General features: G+C 68.2%; 15 protein-coding genes and 1 pseudogene. 8 read left to right on the top strand and 8 right to left on the bottom strand.

The genetic code is table 11. The annotated features are described in order from the left end of the window. The first annotated feature begins 161 nt into the window (after positions 1-161). The 4 genes from ABCR94_RS16475 (at position 162) to ABCR94_RS16490 (ending at position 5557) form a co-directional block, all read left to right on the top strand. The gene (locus tag ABCR94_RS16475) at positions 162-1088 is read left to right on the top strand and encodes a carbohydrate ABC transporter permease (protein ID WP_347120036.1); all 927 of its coding nucleotides are present in this window, start codon (positions 162-164) and stop codon (positions 1086-1088) included. A gap of 4 nt (positions 1089-1092) precedes the next feature. Continuing rightward, positions 1093-2049: a carbohydrate ABC transporter permease gene (locus ABCR94_RS16480; RefSeq protein WP_347120037.1), complete on the top strand. Its 957-nt coding sequence runs from the start codon at positions 1093-1095 to the stop codon at positions 2047-2049. Between the two features lie 76 nt (positions 2050-2125). Then, the gene (locus ABCR94_RS16485) at positions 2126-3463 is read left to right on the top strand and encodes an ABC transporter substrate-binding protein (RefSeq protein WP_347120038.1); all 1338 of its coding nucleotides are present in this window, start codon (positions 2126-2128) and stop codon (positions 3461-3463) included. Positions 3464-3514: 51 nt separating this feature from the next. Continuing rightward, positions 3515-5557 carry a beta-galactosidase gene (locus tag ABCR94_RS16490; protein ID WP_347120039.1) on the top strand — a complete coding sequence of 681 codons (2043 nt, stop codon included), beginning with the start codon at positions 3515-3517 and terminating at the stop codon, positions 5555-5557. Positions 5558-5847: 290 nt separating this feature from the next. On the opposite strand, the gene ABCR94_RS16495 is transcribed toward ABCR94_RS16490, so the two are convergent. The 3 genes from ABCR94_RS16495 to ABCR94_RS16500 form a co-directional block, all read right to left on the bottom strand. Then, positions 5848-6378 carry a cytochrome P450 gene (locus tag ABCR94_RS16495; protein WP_347120040.1) on the bottom strand — a complete coding sequence of 177 codons (531 nt, stop codon included), beginning with the start codon at positions 6376-6378 and terminating at the stop codon, positions 5848-5850. 796 nt (positions 6379-7174) lie between these two features. Then, the gene (locus ABCR94_RS39095; protein WP_521977100.1) at positions 7175-7267 is read right to left on the bottom strand and encodes a hyalucidin A family RiPP precursor; all 93 of its coding nucleotides are present in this window, start codon (positions 7265-7267) and stop codon (positions 7175-7177) included. Position 7268: 1 nt separating this feature from the next. After that, positions 7269-7949, bottom strand: a complete 681-nt coding sequence (locus tag ABCR94_RS16500; protein WP_347120041.1) for a cytochrome P450 — start codon at positions 7947-7949, stop codon at positions 7269-7271. A gap of 204 nt (positions 7950-8153) precedes the next feature. On the opposite strand from ABCR94_RS16500, the gene ABCR94_RS16505 reads away from it, so the two are divergent. After that, positions 8154-8672 carry a zinc ribbon domain-containing protein gene (locus ABCR94_RS16505; RefSeq protein WP_347117077.1) on the top strand — a complete coding sequence of 173 codons (519 nt, stop codon included), beginning with the start codon at positions 8154-8156 and terminating at the stop codon, positions 8670-8672. Here ABCR94_RS16505 and ABCR94_RS16510 read toward each other — a convergent pair. Both ABCR94_RS16510 and ABCR94_RS16515 read right to left on the bottom strand, forming a co-directional pair. Then, the gene (locus ABCR94_RS16510; RefSeq protein WP_347117076.1) at positions 8635-9420 is read right to left on the bottom strand and encodes an IS5 family transposase; all 786 of its coding nucleotides are present in this window, start codon (positions 9418-9420) and stop codon (positions 8635-8637) included. The genes ABCR94_RS16505 and ABCR94_RS16510 overlap by 38 nt on opposite strands. Before the next feature lie 233 nt (positions 9421-9653). Beyond that, positions 9654-10214 carry a hypothetical protein gene (locus ABCR94_RS16515; protein WP_347120042.1) on the bottom strand — a complete coding sequence of 187 codons (561 nt, stop codon included), beginning with the start codon at positions 10212-10214 and terminating at the stop codon, positions 9654-9656. 5 nt (positions 10215-10219) lie between these two features. Here ABCR94_RS16515 and ABCR94_RS16520 point away from each other — a divergent pair, with 5 nt between their 5' ends. Continuing rightward, positions 10220-10507: an IS3 family transposase gene (locus ABCR94_RS16520; protein WP_347120043.1), complete on the top strand. Its 288-nt coding sequence runs from the start codon at positions 10220-10222 to the stop codon at positions 10505-10507. A gap of 306 nt (positions 10508-10813) precedes the next feature. Continuing rightward, entirely contained in the window at positions 10814-12016 is a 1203-nt protein-coding gene (locus ABCR94_RS16525; protein ID WP_347120044.1) for a globin domain-containing protein, read from the top strand. A gap of 120 nt (positions 12017-12136) precedes the next feature. On the opposite strand, the pseudogene ABCR94_RS16530 reads toward ABCR94_RS16525, so the two are convergent. Further along, positions 12137-12423 (bottom strand): annotated as a pseudogene (locus ABCR94_RS16530) (DDE-type integrase/transposase/recombinase); the annotation flags it as partial. A 372-nt stretch (positions 12424-12795) separates the two neighbouring features. Between ABCR94_RS16530 and ABCR94_RS16535 the strand changes: the two are divergent. After that, positions 12796-16176 carry a LamG-like jellyroll fold domain-containing protein gene (locus ABCR94_RS16535; RefSeq protein ID WP_347120045.1) on the top strand — a complete coding sequence of 1127 codons (3381 nt, stop codon included), beginning with the start codon at positions 12796-12798 and terminating at the stop codon, positions 16174-16176. 66 nt (positions 16177-16242) lie between these two features. Here the strand turns inward: ABCR94_RS16535 and ABCR94_RS16540 are convergent, their stop codons facing one another. Further along, complete coding sequence (locus ABCR94_RS16540) at positions 16243-16560, bottom strand: hypothetical protein (RefSeq protein ID WP_347120046.1); 318 nt, start codon at positions 16558-16560, stop codon at positions 16243-16245. 238 nt (positions 16561-16798) lie between these two features. Continuing rightward, on the bottom strand, positions 16799-19150 hold the full coding sequence (locus ABCR94_RS16545) for an AbfB domain-containing protein (protein WP_347120047.1): 2352 nt from the start codon (positions 19148-19150) through the stop codon (positions 16799-16801). Positions 19151-19215: the final 65 nt, after the last annotated feature.

The following is a 19215-nucleotide window of genomic DNA, read 5'->3' on the forward strand; positions in this document are numbered from 1 at the left end:
AGTTCCCCGACGACTCTTGACCACCTTCAACGGGGCAGTGTAGACATGCCGCCGTCGGATGTTTACGTAAACATAACAGCCCCGGACCTTTGCGAGGCGGGATGTTCACGTAAACATCGCGGCGCGAACGCCGGTTCCCGGATGGACGAGCGAGGGACGACATGACGACGCTACAACCGCCGGTGGCTGCGAGACGGCGCCGGACTCCGTCGCCGGCGAAACGGAGCCGCCGCTCGTGGACGGGGTGGGGGTTCATCGGTCCCTTCGTCGCCGTTTTCGCCCTCGTCTTCCTGGCGCCGATGGTGTACTCGATCTACCTCAGTCTGTTCCGGGACCAGCTGATCGGCGGCACCAACTTCGTCGGCCTGGACAACTACCAACAGGCTCTGGATGACGACCAGTTCTGGGCCTCGCTCGGACGGGTCTCGGTGTTCCTGGCTGTACAGGTGCCGGTCATGCTCGGCATCGCCCTGCTGATCGCCCTCGCCCTGGACAGCGGACGCCTCTACGGCAGGGACTTCTTCCGCATCGCGATCTTCCTGCCGTACGCCGTGCCCGCCGTGGTCGCCACCCTGATGTGGGGTTTCATGTACGGCATCCGCTTCGGCCTGGTGGGTGACATCAACGAGGCCTTCGGCGTCACCCTGCCCGACCCGCTCTCGACCGACCTGGTCCTGGCGTCGATCGGCAACATCGTCACCTGGGAGTTCGTCGGCTACAACATGCTGATCTTCTTCTCCGCGCTGCGGGTCGTCCCGAACTCGCTCTACGAGGCTGCGGAGATTGACGGTGCCGGGCAGGTCCGCGTCATCACCGCCATCAAGCTCCCCGCCATTCGCGGCGCCCTTGTCATCGCGACGATCTTCTCGATCATCGGCAGTTTCCAGCTCTTCAACGAGCCGAACATTCTGCGGCAGTTGGCGCGCAATGCCATCACGACGGACTACACCCCGAACTTCTACACCTACTCGCTGTCCTTCAACGGCCAGCAGCACAACTACTCCGCGGCGGTCGCCATCATCATGGGGCTGATCACCATGGTCATCGCCTATGTCGTGCAGCTCCGCGGCATGCGCAAGGAAGCGTGACCCGATGAGCAGCACGAGCAGCCCCGTCACCACCGCCTCCCCGTCCGCATCCGTCAAGGCCGCCGGCCCGGCCAATGGTGCGCCCCGTCTGCGCACGCGCCGCCGGCACGTTCCCGGACGCCCCAAGCGCAGCGTGCTGCTGACCGGGCTCACCTCCCTGGTGCTGCTGTACACCGTGGTGCCGTTGGTGTGGCTGGTCATCAGCGCCACCAAGACCCAGGAGGGGCTGGCCGACTCGTCCGGACTGTGGTTCGGCGACGACTTCGCCCTGTGGGACAACATCAGCCAGACGTTCACGTACAACGACGGCATCTTCTCCCGCTGGCTTCTGAACACTCTGCTGTACGTCGTGCTCGGTGCCGGCGGCGCCACCTTCCTGGCGATTCTGGGCGGTTACGCGCTGGCGAAGTTCAACTTCCCCGGAAAGCGCGGCGTCTTCGCCGTGGTCATCGGTGCCGTCGCCGTCCCGGGAACCGCTCTTGCGGTGCCCACCTTCCTGATGTTCAGCAAGATGGGGCTGACCGACACCCCGTGGGCGGTGATCATCCCCTCGCTCGTCTCGCCCTTCGGCCTGTATCTGATGTGGGTCTTCGCGACCGAGGCCATCCCTGCCGAACTGATGGAAGCCGCCCGCATCGACGGAGCCAGTGAGGTCCGTACCTTTTTCCAGGTCGCCCTGCCGCTGCTCGCCCCCGGCATCGTGACCGTCCTGTTGTTCACCACGGTCGCGACCTGGAACAACTACTTCCTGCCGCTGATCATGCTCAAGGACCCGGACTGGTACCCCCTGACCCTGGGCCTGAGCGCCTGGAACTCCCAGGCCGAGACGATCGGGGGCGACGTGATCTTCAACCTGGTGATCACCGGTTCGCTGCTCACCATCGTGCCGCTGATCGCCGCGTTCCTGCTGTTGCAGAAGTACTGGCAGTCCGGGCTCGCCGCCGGAAGCGTCAAGGAATAACCCGCACTCAGCCCCTCTCGGCGTCACCTCTTTCACCCTCACCCTGCCCCACCCACAAAGAAGTGGAAGCGACCTCATGCACAGAACCCCCCGCCGCCTGCTGCGCGGCATGGCTCTCCTCTCCGTCCTCGCCCTGGGGGCGACCGCCTGCGGAGGCTCCGAAGACGACAGCCCCGGTCGGAAGCCGGTCGCCGCCGAGGACATTCAGGCTGCCCTGAAGAAGGGCGGCACGGTCAAGGTCTGGGCCTGGGAGCCCACGCTCAAGACGGTCGCCGCCGACTTCGAGAAGAAGTACCCCAAGGTCAAGATCGACCTTGTCGGCGAGCGGTCCGGTGACAAGCACTACACCGCCCTGTCGAACGCCATCTCGGCAGGGAAGGGCGTTCCCGACGTCGCGCAGGTCGAGTACTTCGCGCTCGGGCAGTACTCCCTCACCAAGGGCCTCACCGAGCTGAATCCCTTCGGAGCCGACAAGCTCGCCGCCAAGTACACCCCGGGTCCGTGGAACGCCGTGAGCGACGGTGACAAGATCCACGGTCTGCCGATGGACTCCGGCCCCATGGCGTTGTTCTACAACAAGAAGATCTTCGACAAGTACAAGATCGCGGTGCCGACCACCTGGGACGAGTACGTCGAGGCGGCCCGCAAGCTGCACAAGTCCGACCCCAAGGTCTACATCGCCAACGACGCCGGCGACGCCGGCTTCACCACCAGCATGCTGTGGCAGGCCGGTTCGCGTCCCTACGACGTCGACGGGACCAAGGTGAAGACCGACTTCTCCGACGCGGGCGCCAAGACGTACACCGACACCTGGCAACAGCTCCTCGACGAGAAGCTCCTCGCGCCCATCAACGGCTGGACCGACGACTGGTACAAGGGCCTGGGCGACGGCACCATAGCCACCCTGGCCACCGGCGCCTGGATGCCCGCCAACTTCGTCACCGGTGTGCCGAACGCCTCCGGTGACTGGCGAGCGGCACCGATGCCGGCGTGGACCAAGGGCGACAAAGCAAGCGCCGAGAACGGCGGCAGCTCCCTGGCCCTGCCCGCGCTGGGCAAGAAGAAGGAACTCGCCTACGCCTTCGTCGAGTACGCGAACGCCGGCGACGGCGTGCAGAGCCGCGTCAAGCAGGGCGCCTTCCCGGCGACGACCGCGGAGCTGCAGTCCGACGAGTTCCGCAACACCGAGTTCAAGTACTTCGGCGGGCAGAAGGCCAACGAGATCTTCGCCGACTCCGCCGCCAACGTCGCCGACGACTGGTCGTACCTGCCCTTTCAGCAGTACGCCAACTCGATCTTCAATGACACCGTCGGCAAGGCGTACGTCTCGAACACCGAGCTGGCCGACGGCCTGAAGTCGTGGCAGGACGCCACGGTCAAGTACGGCAAGGAACAGGGCTTCACCGTCGAGTAGTCGAGGCGAGCCCCCGCACCACACCCCCTGTGACACACCGGAAGGACCGTTATGATCTCCACCCTCCTGTCCCAGCTGCACGGGCCGGACGGTGACCCCGGTCCACGCCTCGCGTACGGCGCCGACTACAACCCCGAGCAGTGGCCTCGCGAGGTGTGGGAGGAGGACGTCCGGCTGATGCGTGAGGCCGGCGTCAACCTGGTCTCCGTGGGGATCTTCTCCTGGGCCCGCATCCAGCCGGCCCAGGACGAGTGGGACTTCGGCTGGCTCGACGAGATCATGGGCCTGCTGCACGCGGGCGGCATCGGGGTCGACCTCGCCACCGCCACCGCGTCTCCGCCGCCCTGGCTCACCACGGTGCACCCGGAGATCCTCCCGGTGACCGCCTCCGGCGAGACGGTGTGGCCGGGGGCGCGGCAGCACTGGCGCCCCACCTCGCCGGTTTTCCGCGCCCATGCGCTGCGCCTGGTGCGGGCGATGGCCGAGCGGTACGCGGACCATCCCGCGCTGGTGGCCTGGCATGTCTCCAACGAACTGGGCTGCCACAACATCTACGACTACTCGGACGACGCCGCCCGTGCCTTCCGCGGCTGGCTGCGCGTGCGCTACACCACTCTCGACGCCCTCAACCACGCCTGGGGCACGGCATTCTGGTCCCAGCGCTACAGCGACTGGGCGCAGATCCTGCCGCCGAGGCTGGCCGCCTCCCACCCGAACCCCACGCAGCAGCTGGACTTCAAGCGGTTCTCCTCCGACGCGCTCAAGGAGTATCTGCGCACGGAGCGGGAGGTCTTGCGGGAGATCACGCCCGGTGTGCCGGTCACCACGAACTTCATGGTGATGGGCGGCACCAAAGGCATGAACTACCCCGACTGGGCAGGCGAGATCGACTTCGTCTCCAACGACCACTACGTCCGCCCCGGGCCCCAGGACCGCGACGAGCTGTCCTTCTCCGCCAACCTCACCAGCGGCATCTCGGGCGGCCGCCCGTGGTTTCTCATGGAGCACTCCACCAGCGCCGTCAACTGGCAGCCCGTCAACGTGCCCAAGCAGCCGGGTGAACTGGCCCGCGACGCGCTGCTGCACGTCGCGCACGGCGCCGACGCCGTCTGCTTCTTCCAGTGGCGCCAGTCGGCGGCCGGCGCCGAGAAGTACCACTCCGCGATGGTGCCGCACGCCGGTTCCGACAGTGAGGTCTTCCGCGCGGTCACCAATCTGGGGCAGACGCTGCGGGCGCTCTCGCAGGTCGCGGGGGCCGAGCGGGAACCGGCGCGGGTGGGCATCGTCTTCGACTGGGACTCGTGGTGGGCCAGCGAGCAGGATTCCCACCCCACCTCCCGGCTCGACTACCACCAGGAAGCACTCGACTGGTACTCGGCGCTCCTCGCCCTCGGCGTACGGGCCGATGTCATCACCGCCACGACCGGCCTCGACCGCTACGACCTCCTGATCGCCCCGGTACTGCATGTGATCCCCGCGCCGCTGGCCAAGGAACTCACGCGGTACGTCGAGAGCGGCGGGCACCTGGTCACCACGTACTTCTCCGGTGTGGTCGACGAGAACGACCACATCTGGCTCGGCGGCCACCCCGGAGCACTGCGCGAGCTGCTGGGCATCCGCATCGAGGAGTTCGGTCCGCTGCGCGACGGTGACGCCGTCGAACTGGACGGTGCCGGTACGGGCACCCTGTGGACCGACCGGATCACCGTCACCGACCCCGCGGTGGAGGTACTGGCCCAGTACCGCACCGGGATGTACGCCGGCCGGCCCGCGGTCACCCGCCGTGCGGTGGGCCAGGGCTCGGCCGCGTACGTCTCCACCCGGCTGGGAGCAGGCGGCCTCGCCGGTCTGCTGCCCGAGTTGCTCGCCACCGCCGGTGTGGAAAGTGAACTGCCCGTATCCGCACGAGGACGTGTCGAGCAGGCCGTACGCCGTGACGCCGACAGCCGCTATCTGTTCCTGGTCAACCGGACCGACGAGCCGGTACCGCTGCCCGGGCTGACCGGGGACATCCTGACCGGCCCGGCGGACGCCGAGGGCGTGCTCGTTCTGGCGCCCAGGGAAGTCGCCGTACTGCGACAGCCCGCCCCCTGACTCCCGCGAACCGGACCGCACCCGTTCGAGGGCATCCGAGGGTTGGGGCACCGGCCTGGTCTGGTTCGCCAACGCCACCGGCGACTACCCCAAGGAGATTGGGCGGTGAGCCGACCGAGGACCTCTCGTCGGTTTCACTTCCCGTCCTGCCGACTCCTACTGCTGGTGCCACCTGTAGTACTGGTGGGAGGGATCACAGACCGTCGTTTGCAGGAGGGTGCCATTTCGCACGCTGGGCGTCGACAGACAGAGCCCCAGCCGCGGCCGAGAGGCGAACGCGAGGCCGCCGGTCATGCGAGGGCGAGGTGTCCACGGAATTGCTGGGGTACGGGGGCGAAGCGGCAGGCCATCGTGATCGTGTCGGCGTTCGGGACGGTGAGGCGGTAGCGGGTGCATATCAGGTAGCACAGCGCCATCAGCTGGGTGGTGCCGATGTCGGCGCCGATGCACTTCTTCGGAGCCCAGCCGAACGGTACGTAACACGCCCGGTCGGCCGGCCCGTGCGGCGCGCCGGGCAAGAACCGGTCGGGATCGAAGGTGTCGGCCTCCTGCCAGAACCGGGGATCACGGTGGATCATGTGCGGGCTCACCAGGTAGCTCTGCCCTTTCTCCAGCCGGGTGGCACCGAGGTCGAACGTGGCGCGAGCGCGCCGCACCAGCAGCAGCGGTGGGCTCCACATGCGCAGCACTTCCTTGACGAAACGGTGGGTGACCGGCGCTGCCTTGGCCGGTGCGGCGTAGAACTCGACCGGGTCCACGCTCCCCAGCTCGCGGGTAAGCCGCTGCGCCCACTGCGGGTTGCGGACGAACTCGTACAGCACGCTCGCGGCCGCAGAGCCGGGGGGGGGGGGGGGGGGGGGGGGGGGGGGGGGGGGGGGGGGGGGGCGCCGATCGCGGTGAGTACCGCAGTGACGACATCGAGCGCACGGTCCATGCCCAACTCGGGCAGCATGTCGACGATCGGGTCGGTGAGGTCCAGTTCCCGGGCGCGGCGTCCGGAGGCGCGCTCGCTCAGCACCCGTCGTACAACAAGTCCGGCCCTGATCTGCACGGCGACGAAATGCAGGTGATGGCGTAGGCCGCGGCCGGGGTGACGGTCGATCAGGCGCAGCAGCTTCTGGTTCAAGTCCTTTGTGATCCACGCCGATTCGCGGGCTGTGAGACCTGAGAGTGCGACCGGCAGGATGGACTGCACTGCGATGTCCTGAGCGAGCAGGACGAGATCGACGTCGTCGCCGAGCCGGGCATCGATGACCTGCTCCATCCGTGTGATCATGTCGATGTTGTGGTCGCCGGTGGTGAGTGCGTGCAGTTGGGTGAGCCAGGCGGTGCGGATACGGGACCACCGCACCGGTGTGCTGTGGCGGCGCCGGATCATATCGACGAGGCGATCGGTCATGACGAGGCCGTTCCAGTTCGCACGGCTCACCAAACGTGCGGCGGCCGGTTCGAAGACGCCGAGCTGCCCGTCGTCCAGCCAGAAGACGCCGCCCTCGGCCGCGCTGCGCAGCCGCAGATCGTGCAGGAAATCGTCGCCGTGGTGCGGAGTCGTCATAGCGCTGCCTTTCACGGCCGACGTGGGAGCCGCCGATCGGCGGCTCCCCAGCCCGGTACCGATCAGATGTGGTGGTACACGTACCAGAAGTGGTGCCCGCCGTAGCCGGACCGGATGTTGAGGACCGACTTGGCCGTGCGGAAGAGCTTCCTCATGTCATTCACCTCCTCTCGGGGCGGCGACCCGGTCGTGCAGCTCTGCGGTGAACTGTGGCGGAGCAAGCGCTGGGCCCAGATGGGGCCCGCTGCCGGCAGCGCTGACCGACAGGTGCCAATCACGGGTGATGATGCGGATCAGGTCCTCAAGGAGCGTCATCGTCACGGTCGCCCCGGCGCACGTGTGCGGCCCGAATCCGAAAGGCATGAAAGCCGGATCGTGGCGAGGTGCCGCCCAGCGGCGCGGCTCGAACGCGTCAGGGCGCTCCCAGTGCCGTGGGTGGCGGTGCACAAGGTACAGGCACACGTTCACCTCGTCCTGCGGACCGACTGTGAATCCGGCCAGCTCGTGCTCGCGGCTCGGCGTACGGGCGAACAGCCAGGCCACCGGCCACAGTCGTAGCGACTCCCGGACGATCCACGACGGCTCATCTGTGCCGGTGTCCGGGTGCGTGCCGGCGAGATAGACCGACCAGCCGAGGGCAAAGCCGAGCGAGCCGACCGTGGCGAACAGGAACGACAGATAGACCTCGGCCACCTCACCGGGATCCACCGAAATCCCGGCCCCGGTCACGGCCACATCGAGCAGATCCCGTGGCTCAGCAACACCGGCACGGCGGCGCGCCTGGACCTCCTGTGCGAGGACGCGCATCGCCCGGCGGCGGAACAGGAACCGCGACATCACCCCATGGCGTTGCCGCGCACCGGCCAGCACCGCGCGGGTGATGATGCCGTCAACTGCCTTGTGGAGTTCCGCCGGGGCATCCGGACTCAGAAGCTGTTGCTAAAAGGGTCTTGAGGGTTGCGTTTCCGCTGGTCAGGTATGAAGTGGGCTGAGCGCGGAAGGGTTCGGGCGTCATGATTGTCCGAGCGTGGAGGTGCGGGGATGCCGTCGGTGAAAGGGCTGTTCGAGGAGCGGGAACGTGCGGCGAGGCAGCGGGTGGAACTGCTGCGCGAGGAGGCCGAGCGGGTCCTGGCCGCGCTGCGGGAGGCCGAGACGTTCTGGGAACGGAAGGTCGTCGCGTTGGAAGAGCTCGATGACGCCTTGAGCGTGGACCACGGGTCCGTGGCGGTCGAGGTGGGAGGGGAGTCGCGGCCCGACCCGTCGGTGACGGTGTCGGGTTCGATGGTGCCGCAATGGCGGGCGGACCTGTCGGCCTCCGCGCTCCCGCCGGACTATCAGCGCATCATCGGTGTTCTGGTCGGCCGGGAGGCCGGCGGGGCGGATGGTGACCGGTCGATGATCTGCAGGGAGATCGCCGGTGGGCTGGGCCTGGAGTTGGTGCCGGCGAAGGTGGAGGGGGTGCGGTCGAAGGCGAAGAAGATGGTGGCCCGTGGATGGCTGACCGAGGTGCGGGCGGGACGGTTCACGCTCGCGGACGGCCAGCGAGGCGACGGCTCATGACCATGGTCATCGACCACAGGATCATCGCTTCGGCGCTGACGGTCGTGGTCTCGAAGTCGCGGGCCAGACGGCGCGAGCGCATCAGCCAGCCGAAAGACCGTTCCACCACCCAGCGGCGGGGAAGGATCTTGAAGCCCTTGGTGTCGTCACTGCGCTTGACGACCTCCAGCACGATGTTCAGCGCCTTCGCCGCACCGGCGAGGACAGGGCCGGTATAGCCGCCGTCGGCCCAGATGAGACGGAGCCGGTGAAATCTCTTGCTCAGGAAGGGCAGGAGGGCCTGGAACGCGTCACGGTCACCGATGTCAGCAGGGGCGACGTGGACGCTCAGCAGCAGACCCAGGACGTCGGTCACAATGTGCCGACGCCTCCCGTTGATCTTCTTGTTTCCGTCGTAACCCCGTGAGGCGGCCGGAACGTTGGCGGCGGCCTTCACCGACTGTGAGTCCACGATTCCCGCGCTCGGCTCCACGTTCCTGCCCGCCCGCGCCCTCACCTGCTCGCGCAGCCGGTCGTGGAACTCCGCGATCAACCCCTGCTCCCGCCACCGGCGGAAGAACGCGTACACCCGCTCCCAGCAGGGGAAGTCTGCGGGCATCGCCCGCCACTTGACACCGTTGTCGACGACGTAGCGCACCGCGTCGACCATCTGCCGGTGGCAATAAGACTCCGGCCGGCCCGCCTGCTTGCCCAGCCACGCCGGGACCGGCAGCAACGGGCGCACCCGCGCCCACTCCGCGTCCGTCATGTCCGTCGGGTACCGACGCTCACGGCCGGGCTGATCGGCCGCGTTTCCGTACACGTGCGCGAGACAGTCACACGACCGCGCCGAACCACTGGCCACCGGCCCCATCGATGCGGTGAACTGGAACAACAGGGCCTCCTGGAAACGGTGATCTCGACAACCACTCGCTTCCAAGAGGCCCTGCTTTCATGCCCCGCCCCATGAAGATCACCTATCCGGGATCGACGCGAGGAACATCAGATCGACCGCCAGGCCACATGATCGATTGAACTACGGCTTCTCAGCAGCACGTCCCGCAGGTGCTCGCGGACCAGCAGGTTGCCCGCATCCGGCCAAGTGCTCGTGGGCACAAGCCGCTCGGCCACCAGGCGGGGCAGGTCCGCCCGGTGCGCATCGAGCCGGTGGCGTATCAGGGAGCGTGCCGCGCGGCCGATTTCGATCTGCGCGGATCTGGGGCCGAAGACCCCGCTATGCACGTGGAAGAAGTCGGAGGTCTCCACGAATGCGCCGCGCCGGTTGCCCATCACCTCGCGGGCGGCCACTGGGTCGGCCACGCACAGACGGCCCGATGCGGAGTGCCAGATATCACGGGTGTCGTCGAACTCCGCGGCCAGAAAAGCCAATGGGTCGTGCCGATAGGAGGCGGCACTGCGGTGCCGGCGAGCTGTCCCGCCGCTCGTTGCGCCGTCGGCCGACCAGGCCATGGCATCCTCCTCGATCCAGCAGGCGGCCAAGGCCGTAGGCGCGTTCTTCAGGCCGTCGAGAGACAGCGTCCTCTGCGGGGTGCGGTCTGTCACGCCCCATGTCGGCCAGTCTGCCCGACGACTCGCCACGGGCGCCGAACAGGTGTGGCGCCATAGGAAGGTCTCCACGAAACCGGGGGATTGACACTGCTGCGGAGAGCTTCTTCGCGTCCCTGAAACGAGAGATCTTGCCTGTCTCGAAACGGTGGCCGACCAAGCACCAGGCCCGGCTGGATGTCTTCCGCCGGCTGACCTTCTACAACGACCGGCGGCGGCTCTCCCACCTCGGCCGACTCAGCCCAGCCACCTACGAACAGAGATCAACTACGCTGGCCATCGCCGCATAGCAATAGGTGTCCACGATCACGGGGCAATACCCCGGAGGGATCAGCACTCTTTTGTGAAGCCGCAGGTACGAGAGTGTGCGCTGGTCCCTCGAATAGGGCCGCACCCGCCTGGGATCGCGCGGTCCGGCCCTATTCGAGGGACCACTACCGGGACCACAAGGCCCTTTCTGGTGGTCCTTGTGGCCCTTCTTACCCCGAGACGTCGCTTCGCCCCCGAGATCAGGGTTTTCGGCTGCTAGACACATCCCTGCCGCCCCAAAATGGGCCCGGCCTCTCGTTCACCCTCGAACCTCCTGGGAGGACCCCGTGCTCTCCGCCGAGTCCGCTGCTTTGATCCGTGCCACCCTGCCCGCCGTGGGCGGCGCGCTGGACGAAATCACCACCCGCTTCTACAACACGATGTTCGCCGAGCGGCCCGAACTCCTGGATGGGATGTTCAATCGGGGCAACCAGGCCAGCGGCGCCCAACGCCGGGCTCTGGCCGGCGCCATCGCAGCCTACGCCGGTGCTCTGCTCGCCGACCCTGACACACGACCGGATGCCCTGCTGGCCCGCATCACACACAAGCACGCCTCGGTCGGCGTCACCGACGACCAGTACACGATCGTCCACAAGTACTTGTTCGCCGCTATAGCCGAGGTCCTCGGCGACGCCGTGACCCCTGATGTGGCTGCCGCGTGGGACGAGGTCTACTGGCTGATGGCCGGCGCCCTCATCGCCCAGGAGGCCCGCCTCTACCAGGACGCTCAGGTCGAGCCCGGCCGCACTTGGCGCCAGTGGACCATCGTCGAGCGCCGCGAGGAAACTCCGGACACGGTCTCGTTCCTGCTGCGCCCCGCCGACGGTGCCCCCGCGCCGCGGGCCCGCGCGGGCCAGTACGTGAGCGTGCGGATACAGATGCCCGACGGCGTGCACCAACTGCGCCAGTACAGTCTGTCCTCGGCCCCGTGCGAGGACCTGCGCCGCATCACCGTCAAACGGGTCCACGGAGATGGCGTCCCCGACGGCGAGGTGTCCAACTTCCTGTACGCCCAGGGGCGCCCCGGCGATGAACTCACCTGCTCCGCGCCGTTCGGCGATGTGGTGCTGGACGACGCCGGTACCCCGCTCGTGCTGGTCTCGGCCGGCATCGGAACCACCCCGATGGTCGGCATGCTCGAACACCTGGCCGCCACTGGCTCCACCCGCCCCGTCCTGGTGCTGCACGCCGACCGCTCGCCCGCCGAGCACGCGCTGCGCGCCGACGCCAACCGGCTCGTCGACCACTTGCCCCGGGCTCGTGCCGTGTTCTGGTACGAGCACCCCGGAGCGGAGGAGCAGGGTGCCCGTGTCGGCCTGATGGACTTGAGCGCCACGGACATCCCCGGTGGCGCAACCGCGTACCTGTGCGGACCGCTGCCCTTCATGCGCGCGGTGCGCGGCCAACTGCTCCACGCCGGGATCCTCGCCCGGAACATCCACTACGAGGTCTTCGGCCCCGACCTGTGGCTGGCCGACGACACCTCCTGACCCGGAAGCGTGCCGCGCCCGGGGCGCGTCGCTCCTTGGTTGCGGGTGCGCTCCCAGGCGGTCATGTCCACGCCAGCTGGGTGCACCAGGCCGGAGCGGTCCGACCGGGCGCTGGTGTGTGTATTGCGAGCCGTGATCGGTGTACCTGGCCGATTCGGCCAGGCTGCCCCGGGTGCGGATCGCGGCTGCGAGGGCGTCGGTGACGAGCTCGGTGCGCATGCGATCGTCCAGCCCGCCAGACGCCGTGACGCCAGATCGATCACGGTCGCGAGATGGAGCGGCTTCGCGCTGGCGACCGGGAGGTAGGCGATGTCACCGACGTACTTGGTGTTCACCGCGGCTGCGGTGAAGTCACGTCCGACCAGATCAGGCGCCTTGGCGGCGGCCGGATCGGGAACCGTGGTGCGGTGTCTGCGACAGAGGCGGGTTGGAGCAGGGGCAGGAGGGGCCGCAGACCCCCGTCTACGTCTGGACGATGCTCACTCACACGAGCGGCCCGGCCATGGAGCTCGGCGACCTGGACGACGATCTGGTCCTCCGGACGGCCGATGGGCAGCGCAGCAGCGCTCTCCTCGTCCTGATGGGTGGGGCAAAGTGGCCCAACTGTCCGGAGACGGACACTGGTGCACCTGACCTGAATGACGAGCGACAGCACGGCTCCGCCCTTCGGTGCGGGGCCGCATGCGCACACACCGGAACCAACTGCTTGAGTCGCAGGTTTTCTATCGTTGAAAATTCTGCGTGCACGACCGTTGTGCAGCGTTCGATGTTGTGGCTCAATGTTCGACTATGTGCAGTGCCTCACAGGTTCGAGGCACCCCCGGCTCATCGACGAGGACGACGCCTTGAGACGACAACGCCCACGCCCCCGCGCCCTGTTTAGGGCCCTGACCTGCGCAGCCGCGCTGCTGATACCGGTCGGTGCCACCCTGGTTCCGACGGCGGCTGCCGCACCCGTCGCGCCGGCCGGAGCCACCGCGAACGCCTTCAACGCCGACGATCCGGTCACCGACGTCCACGGGCTGAAGGGGGAGTACTTCAGTATGTCCGCCCCGGGCGCCCGTGACTTCGCCGAGCTCGGCGCTACGGCCCTGGACCCGGAGATCAACCTCCCCGGCCTCACCGGTACGTTCGAGTCGGCAACCGGAAAGACCGAGCACACGACGGCTCGGTGGACCGGACAGCTCGAAGCCCCCGAGACCGGCGAGTACACCTTCTCGGCCATCGGCGACAACGGGTTCCGCCTCTTCCTCGACGGCAACGTTGTCATCGACCACTGGGAACCGGACTGGGACAAGGAGCAGCGCAGCGAGCCGATCACCCTGAAGGCAGGCCAGAAGCACGACTTCAAGCTGGAGATGTTCCAGGACATCGGCGGCGCCAGCATGTTCCTGCGCTGGCAGAGCGACACGGTCAAGAAGCAGATCGTGCCCGAATCCGCGTTCACCCCGCCCGCCGGCTTCGAGGTCTACCCGGTCGCCCTGAGCGTCGCTGCCAACGGCAAACGCCTCCAGGCCACCTTCAGGGACCGCGTCTCGGACTACCGGACGGTGAAGGACCACCTCAAGATCGAGGTCGACACCTCCCCGATGCCGGTGAAGTCGGTGACCCGGGCCTCGAACAACCCGCGGGCGCTGATCATCGATCTCGCCGCTCCGGTCCAGAAGGACCAGCGGGTCAAGGTCGTCTACGACGGCAAGGGCGGACTGAAGTCGGGTACCGAAACGGTCCCGGAGATCGGCCGCACGGCCAAGAACCTCTCCACGCACCGGCTCACCACCACGTGGGGCGACAAGCTGGACGTCAACAACCCGCTGCCCGAGTACCCCCGGCCGCAGCAGGTCCGCGATCAGTGGAAGAACCTCAACGGGCCTTGGGAGTTCGCCGGGGCCACCGAGGGCGAGCAGCCGGTCTTCGGCAAGAAGCTCGACGAGCGGATCATCGTGCCGTTCCCGGTCGAGTCCCAGCTCTCCGGTCTGGAGCGCGACGAGGACCACATGTTCTACCGCAAGCTCGTCACCGTGCCGAAGAACTGGTCGGTCGGCAAGAGCGGCAAGAGCGGTAAGGACGACAAGACGGGCAAGGGCTCCTCGGACAAGCGGTTGAAGCTCAACTTCGACGCTGTCGACTACCAGTCCACCGTCTGGGTCAACGGCACCAAGGTCGCCGCACACACCGGTGGTTACACCGGGTTCAGCGCCGACATCACCGACGCGCTCAAGGGCAGCGGCCCCCAGGAGATCGTCGTCGCCGTCACCGACAGAACGGGGCCGAACCAGCCCAAGGGTAAGCAGTCCACCAACCCCGGCGGCATCGTCTACACCCCGTCCTCCGGCATCTGGCAGACCGTGTGGATGGAGCCGGTCGCGCCCGCCGCCATCGACTCCCTGACCGCCACCCCAGACATCGACACGGGCCGCCTCGCCGTCACTGTCAACTCCGCCAAGGCGTCCGCCGACGCCCGGATCACCGCCGTCGCCCGCGACCGTAAGGGCAAGGTTGTCGGCACGGTCACCGGACCGGCCAATCGCGCCCTGAGCCTGCAGGTCAAGAACCCGCGCCTGTGGTCGCCGGACGACCCCTACCTGTACGACCTCGACGTCCAGCTCACCGACGGCCGCTCCAAGGACGGCGTCGAGAGCTACTTCGGGATGCGCCAGTTGAAGATCGCCAAGGTCGGCGGCTACCAGAAGCTCGTCCTCAACGGCAAGCCGTTCTTCTCGCTCGCCATGCTCGACCAGGGCTTCTGGCCCGACGGGCTGTACACCCAGCCCAGCGACGCGGCCCTCACCTTCGACCTGAAGGCGCAGAAGGACCTCGGCTTCAACGCGGTCCGCAAGCACATCAAGGTGGAGTCGCCGCGCTGGTACTACCACGCCGACCGGCTCGGGCTGCTGGTGTGGCAGGACTTCGTGTCCGGCGACATCGACAACGACACCGGCAAGAACGCCTTCCTCTCCCAGGGGAAGGAGATGATGAAGCAGTTCCACAACTACCCCTCGATCGGCGGCTGGATCGTCTTCAACGAGGGCTGGGGCGAGTGGGACCGGGCCGAGACCGGCAAGATCGCCGAGGACGTCAAGGCGCTGGACCCGTCCCGTGTGGTCAACGCGCACAGCGGCGTCAACTGCTGCTCGTCCAAGGGTGATTCTGGCAAGGGCGAGATCATCGACCATCACGACTACGTGAACAACGACGCGCCGTCCCCGGACCACCGCGCCGCGATGGACGGCGAGCACGGCGGCTTCACGCTCCGTACCCCCGGGCACATGTGGCCGGGCGCCCCCGCCAACATCTACAGCGGGGTCGCGGACAAGGCCGCTCTCACCGCGAAGTACGTCGACAACACCCGTCAGTACTATCTCGCCGCCGCCGGCGCCGAGCTGTCCGGCTCCGTATACACGCAGGTCAGCGACCTGGAGAACGAGCTGAACGGGCTCTGGACGTACGACCGCCGTGAGATCAAGGTCGACCCGAAGAAGGTCCGGGAGATCAACCGCCAGGTGATCGCCGCGGGGGCCAACGCCGGTGAGCGGGACGAGCTGAAGGGCGGCGGTTCCTGGTCGCTCGACGAGAACACGGGCACCACCGCCCGCGACAGTGGTCCCAACAAGGCACACCTCGCCCTGGAGGGTGGCGCGTCCTGGACGCCGGGCGCGAAGGGCTCGGCGCTGAAGTTCAACGGCGAGGGGCAGTACGCGCAGAGCGCCGGTCCGGTCGTGGACACCATGAAGGACTACACCGTCTCCGCCTGGGCCTCGCTGGACACCCTGCCCGGCAACTACGCCACCGTCGTCAGCCAGGACGGCCGGCGCACCGAGAACCCCTTCTATCTCCAGTACGGGCAGGGGGCGTTCGCCTTCTCCACCCCGGGCGGCAAGCGCGCCCGCCTGGAGATCACGCCGGAGACCGGGAAGTGGTACCACCTGGTCGGCGTCCGGAAGGGCGACGAGAGCACGCTGTACGTCGACGGGAAGGCCGTCGCCACCTCCGCGGCCGGACCGGCCGATGTGAGCACCGGTCCGCTCTCCGTCGGGCGGGCCCAGTACGCCGGTGCGAAGGGCGACTTCTGGAACGGCTCCATCGACCAGGTCGGGGTCTACGACACGGCTCTGACCGCCGATGAGGTGAGCGCGCTGCACGGCCGTCAGAAGCCGTAGCGGGCAGTACAGGGGTCCGTTCCCGGTGCCGGAAACCCCGGTGCCGGGAGCGGACCCCTGCGGTGATCAGCGTGCGCTGACGAGGGTGTACGTGCGGCCGTCCGGCAGGCCGGCGATCACGACGGTTGCGCCCAGCGGGCGGCTCCCCGGGCCGCTGAGTGCCTCGAACGCGGTCCACGAGCCGCCGGCCGCGCGGGCTGCGTGCCGGATGTCGCCGTCCGTGCCCACGGCGAGGAGCTGTGCGGACCCGTCGGGCAGACCTGCCGGCGAGACGGCTGAGCCGCGCAGGGGCGTTCCTCCCGACAGCGGATTGCCCCAGCCCGAATTCCGCCGCCCGGCCTCTTGTCCGTCGCGTCGCCGTTCACACGCGCCCAGCCCTGCCACGGCCCTTCCGCCCGGCGGACGTGGTGGTACATCCGCTGGTCATGGCGGTACGCGAGGAACCGGCCGGGCGCCGCTTCCTCCAGGGCAGCCCCGCCGGGCCCGGCGGATCGCGCGCCGGAAGTGAGCGCTTCCACGGTGGACAGCACAGGGGCCGGCCCGGCGACGAACGGGAGAGCTTCTCCGTCGTCGCCGGGCCGACCGGTCACCGCCTCATTGGCCCCCGGGGATCACGGGGGGATCACGGGGCCCAGGGGGCGTCCACCGCCCAGGTGGTGTCCTCGGCGAACATGGCCGCGTTGTCGAACGCCCGCCCGCCGCCCGGGGTGGCGAGCCACACCTCGGAGTCGATGTGACGTAGATAGCTGCCGGGGAGGTTGGCGCTGGTGAACCGCACCCCGCCGTTCCCGGCGACCGCGCACCAGGTGGCATCCGCCTTGAACAGCGCGGAGTTGTCGTTGGCGTCGCGGCGGACCCGGAAGTCCCGGTGGCGGAGGAACTCGCCGGGGTAGTTCCGGGACTCGAAGGAGTAGCAGTTGCTGTTGGCGAGACCGGTGACGGTCTTCCAGGTCGCGTCCGCCTTCAGCACACCGGAACTGCCGCTGTTTACCACCTCGGTGAGGGCCAGTGAGTCGAAGTGGCGCAGGTGCTTCGTCGCGTGCCCTGGCGTGGTGACCCGTAGCGATGTGTACTGCCCGGTGGGCAGCGTCACCGGGGGAGCGGGGTTTCGGGACGCGTTGATCAGGGCCTGGTTGGCGGCCTTCACCCGCGCCGCGTCCACCTTTACCACCTGGCGGTCATAGGTGAGGAGCCCGTTCGCCTCGTTCTCGACATCGGTGATCTCCGTGTAGACCGACGCGGAAAGCCCGGCGGCCAGTTGGCCGACCCGGATGCTGTCGAGGAGGCCGACGAACCGGTTGTTCAGCGCCGCGATGCTCGGCTGGTCCTCATAGCTGAAGCCGCCGCCCGGATACCACTCGTGGCCCGGCACCTTGTAGCCGAGCCCGCCGAACTCGCCGAGGACGGCGGCCCGGGTCGCGGTCGGGGCGGTGTTCCCGGGGCCGACGTAGATGTGGTTGTCCACCACGTCGCCGTTGCCCCCGTCGACCGAGCCGCAGCAGTTGACCCCGCTCATATTGTTGACCAGCCGTGAGGGGTCCTGGGCCTTTACCTCGTCGGCGATCCTGGCCTGGTCGTACTGTCCCCAGCCCTCGTTCTGGTTGACCCACATGACCACCGACGGCGAGCTCCGGTGCTGGTCGATGACGGCCCGGTACTCCGCCTCCCACTGGGTGCGGGCGGGACCGTCCGGGACCTTGCCGGTATCCATCGACGGCATGTCCTGCCACACCAGCAGGCCCAGCCTGTCCGCCCAGTAGAACCACCGCTGCGGCTCCACCTTGATGTGCTTGCGGACCATGTTGAAGCCGAGGTCCTTGTGTGCCTGTAGGTCGTACTTGAGCGCCTCGTCGCTCGGCGCGGTGTAGATGCCGTCCGGCCAGTAGCCCTGGTCCAGAGTGCCGGTCTGGAACACGAACTTCCCGTTGAGCACCGGTCGCAGGATGTTGTCGACCTTGGCGATCCCCACGGACCGCATGCCGGTGTAGCTGCCCACGGTGTCGGTGACGGCCGAGCCGTCGAGGAGGTCGGCCCGCACGTCGTACAGGAACGGGTCCTCGGGGTTCCACAGCCGCGGGTTCGGAACGGGGACGGAGATCTCCCCGCCCACCGCGCCGGTCGCCGTCCCCACGGCGCTGCCGCCGCTGGAGACGGTGACCCGGGCGATCCGGCCTGCCGCGCCCGCCGTCTCGACCTTCACCCGCACGGTGCTGTTGCCCAGGTTCGGCGTCATGTCGAGGCGGGTGATGTGGGCGGCCGCCACGGGCTCCAGCCAGACGGTCTGCCAGATGCCGGAGGCCGCGGTGTAGAAGATTCCGCCGCCCGGATGCGGCTTCACGTCGTTGATGCGCTGCTTGCCGACCGCCTGGCCGCCGGTCTGGCTCGGGTCGTAAACCGATACCACGACCGTGTTGGTCCCGCCGTTGAGCCGCGGGGTGATGTCGTACGAGAACGCGTCGAAGCCACCCTTGTGGGCCCCGACCTGGGTGCCGTTGACCCATACCGTCGTCTGCCAGTCGGACGCGCCGAAGTGGAGCTTCACCCGGCGGTTGTTCCAGTTGGCGGGGACGGTGAAGGTCCGCTTGTACCAGAGCTTGTCGTTCTCGGTGATCCGGCGCTGGATGCCGGAGAGCGCGGATTCGGCGACGAACGGGACCCGGATCTGCTCCGGGAAGGCTGTGGGCTGCCCGGCATCACGGCCGGTGACCGCGAAGTCCCAGATGCCGTTGAGGTTCGTCCAGTCCGGGCGGGTGAGCTGCGGGCGGGGGTACTCGGGCAGCGGCTTGTCGACCGGAACCTGGTTCGTCCAGGGCGTCGTCATGGGCGCCGGCTTCGGCGTCCATGCGGCGGGCGCGGCGGCGACCGGAGCGGCGGCGCCGCCCACGAGTGCGGTGGCCACCAGGGCGAGCAGGCCGGTGGTGGCCGTTAATCTCCGCCACCAGGTGCGGTGGCGCGGTGCGGGGGCTGGCCGCATGTGGGAATTCCTTTCTCGGTCATACCGAAGAACTCCCCGCGCCGGGGTGGCGCGGGGAGAGCGGC

This window comes from Streptomyces changchenzhani (genome assembly GCF_039766235.1).
Lineage (GTDB): Bacteria > Actinomycetota > Actinomycetes > Streptomycetales > Streptomycetaceae > Streptomyces.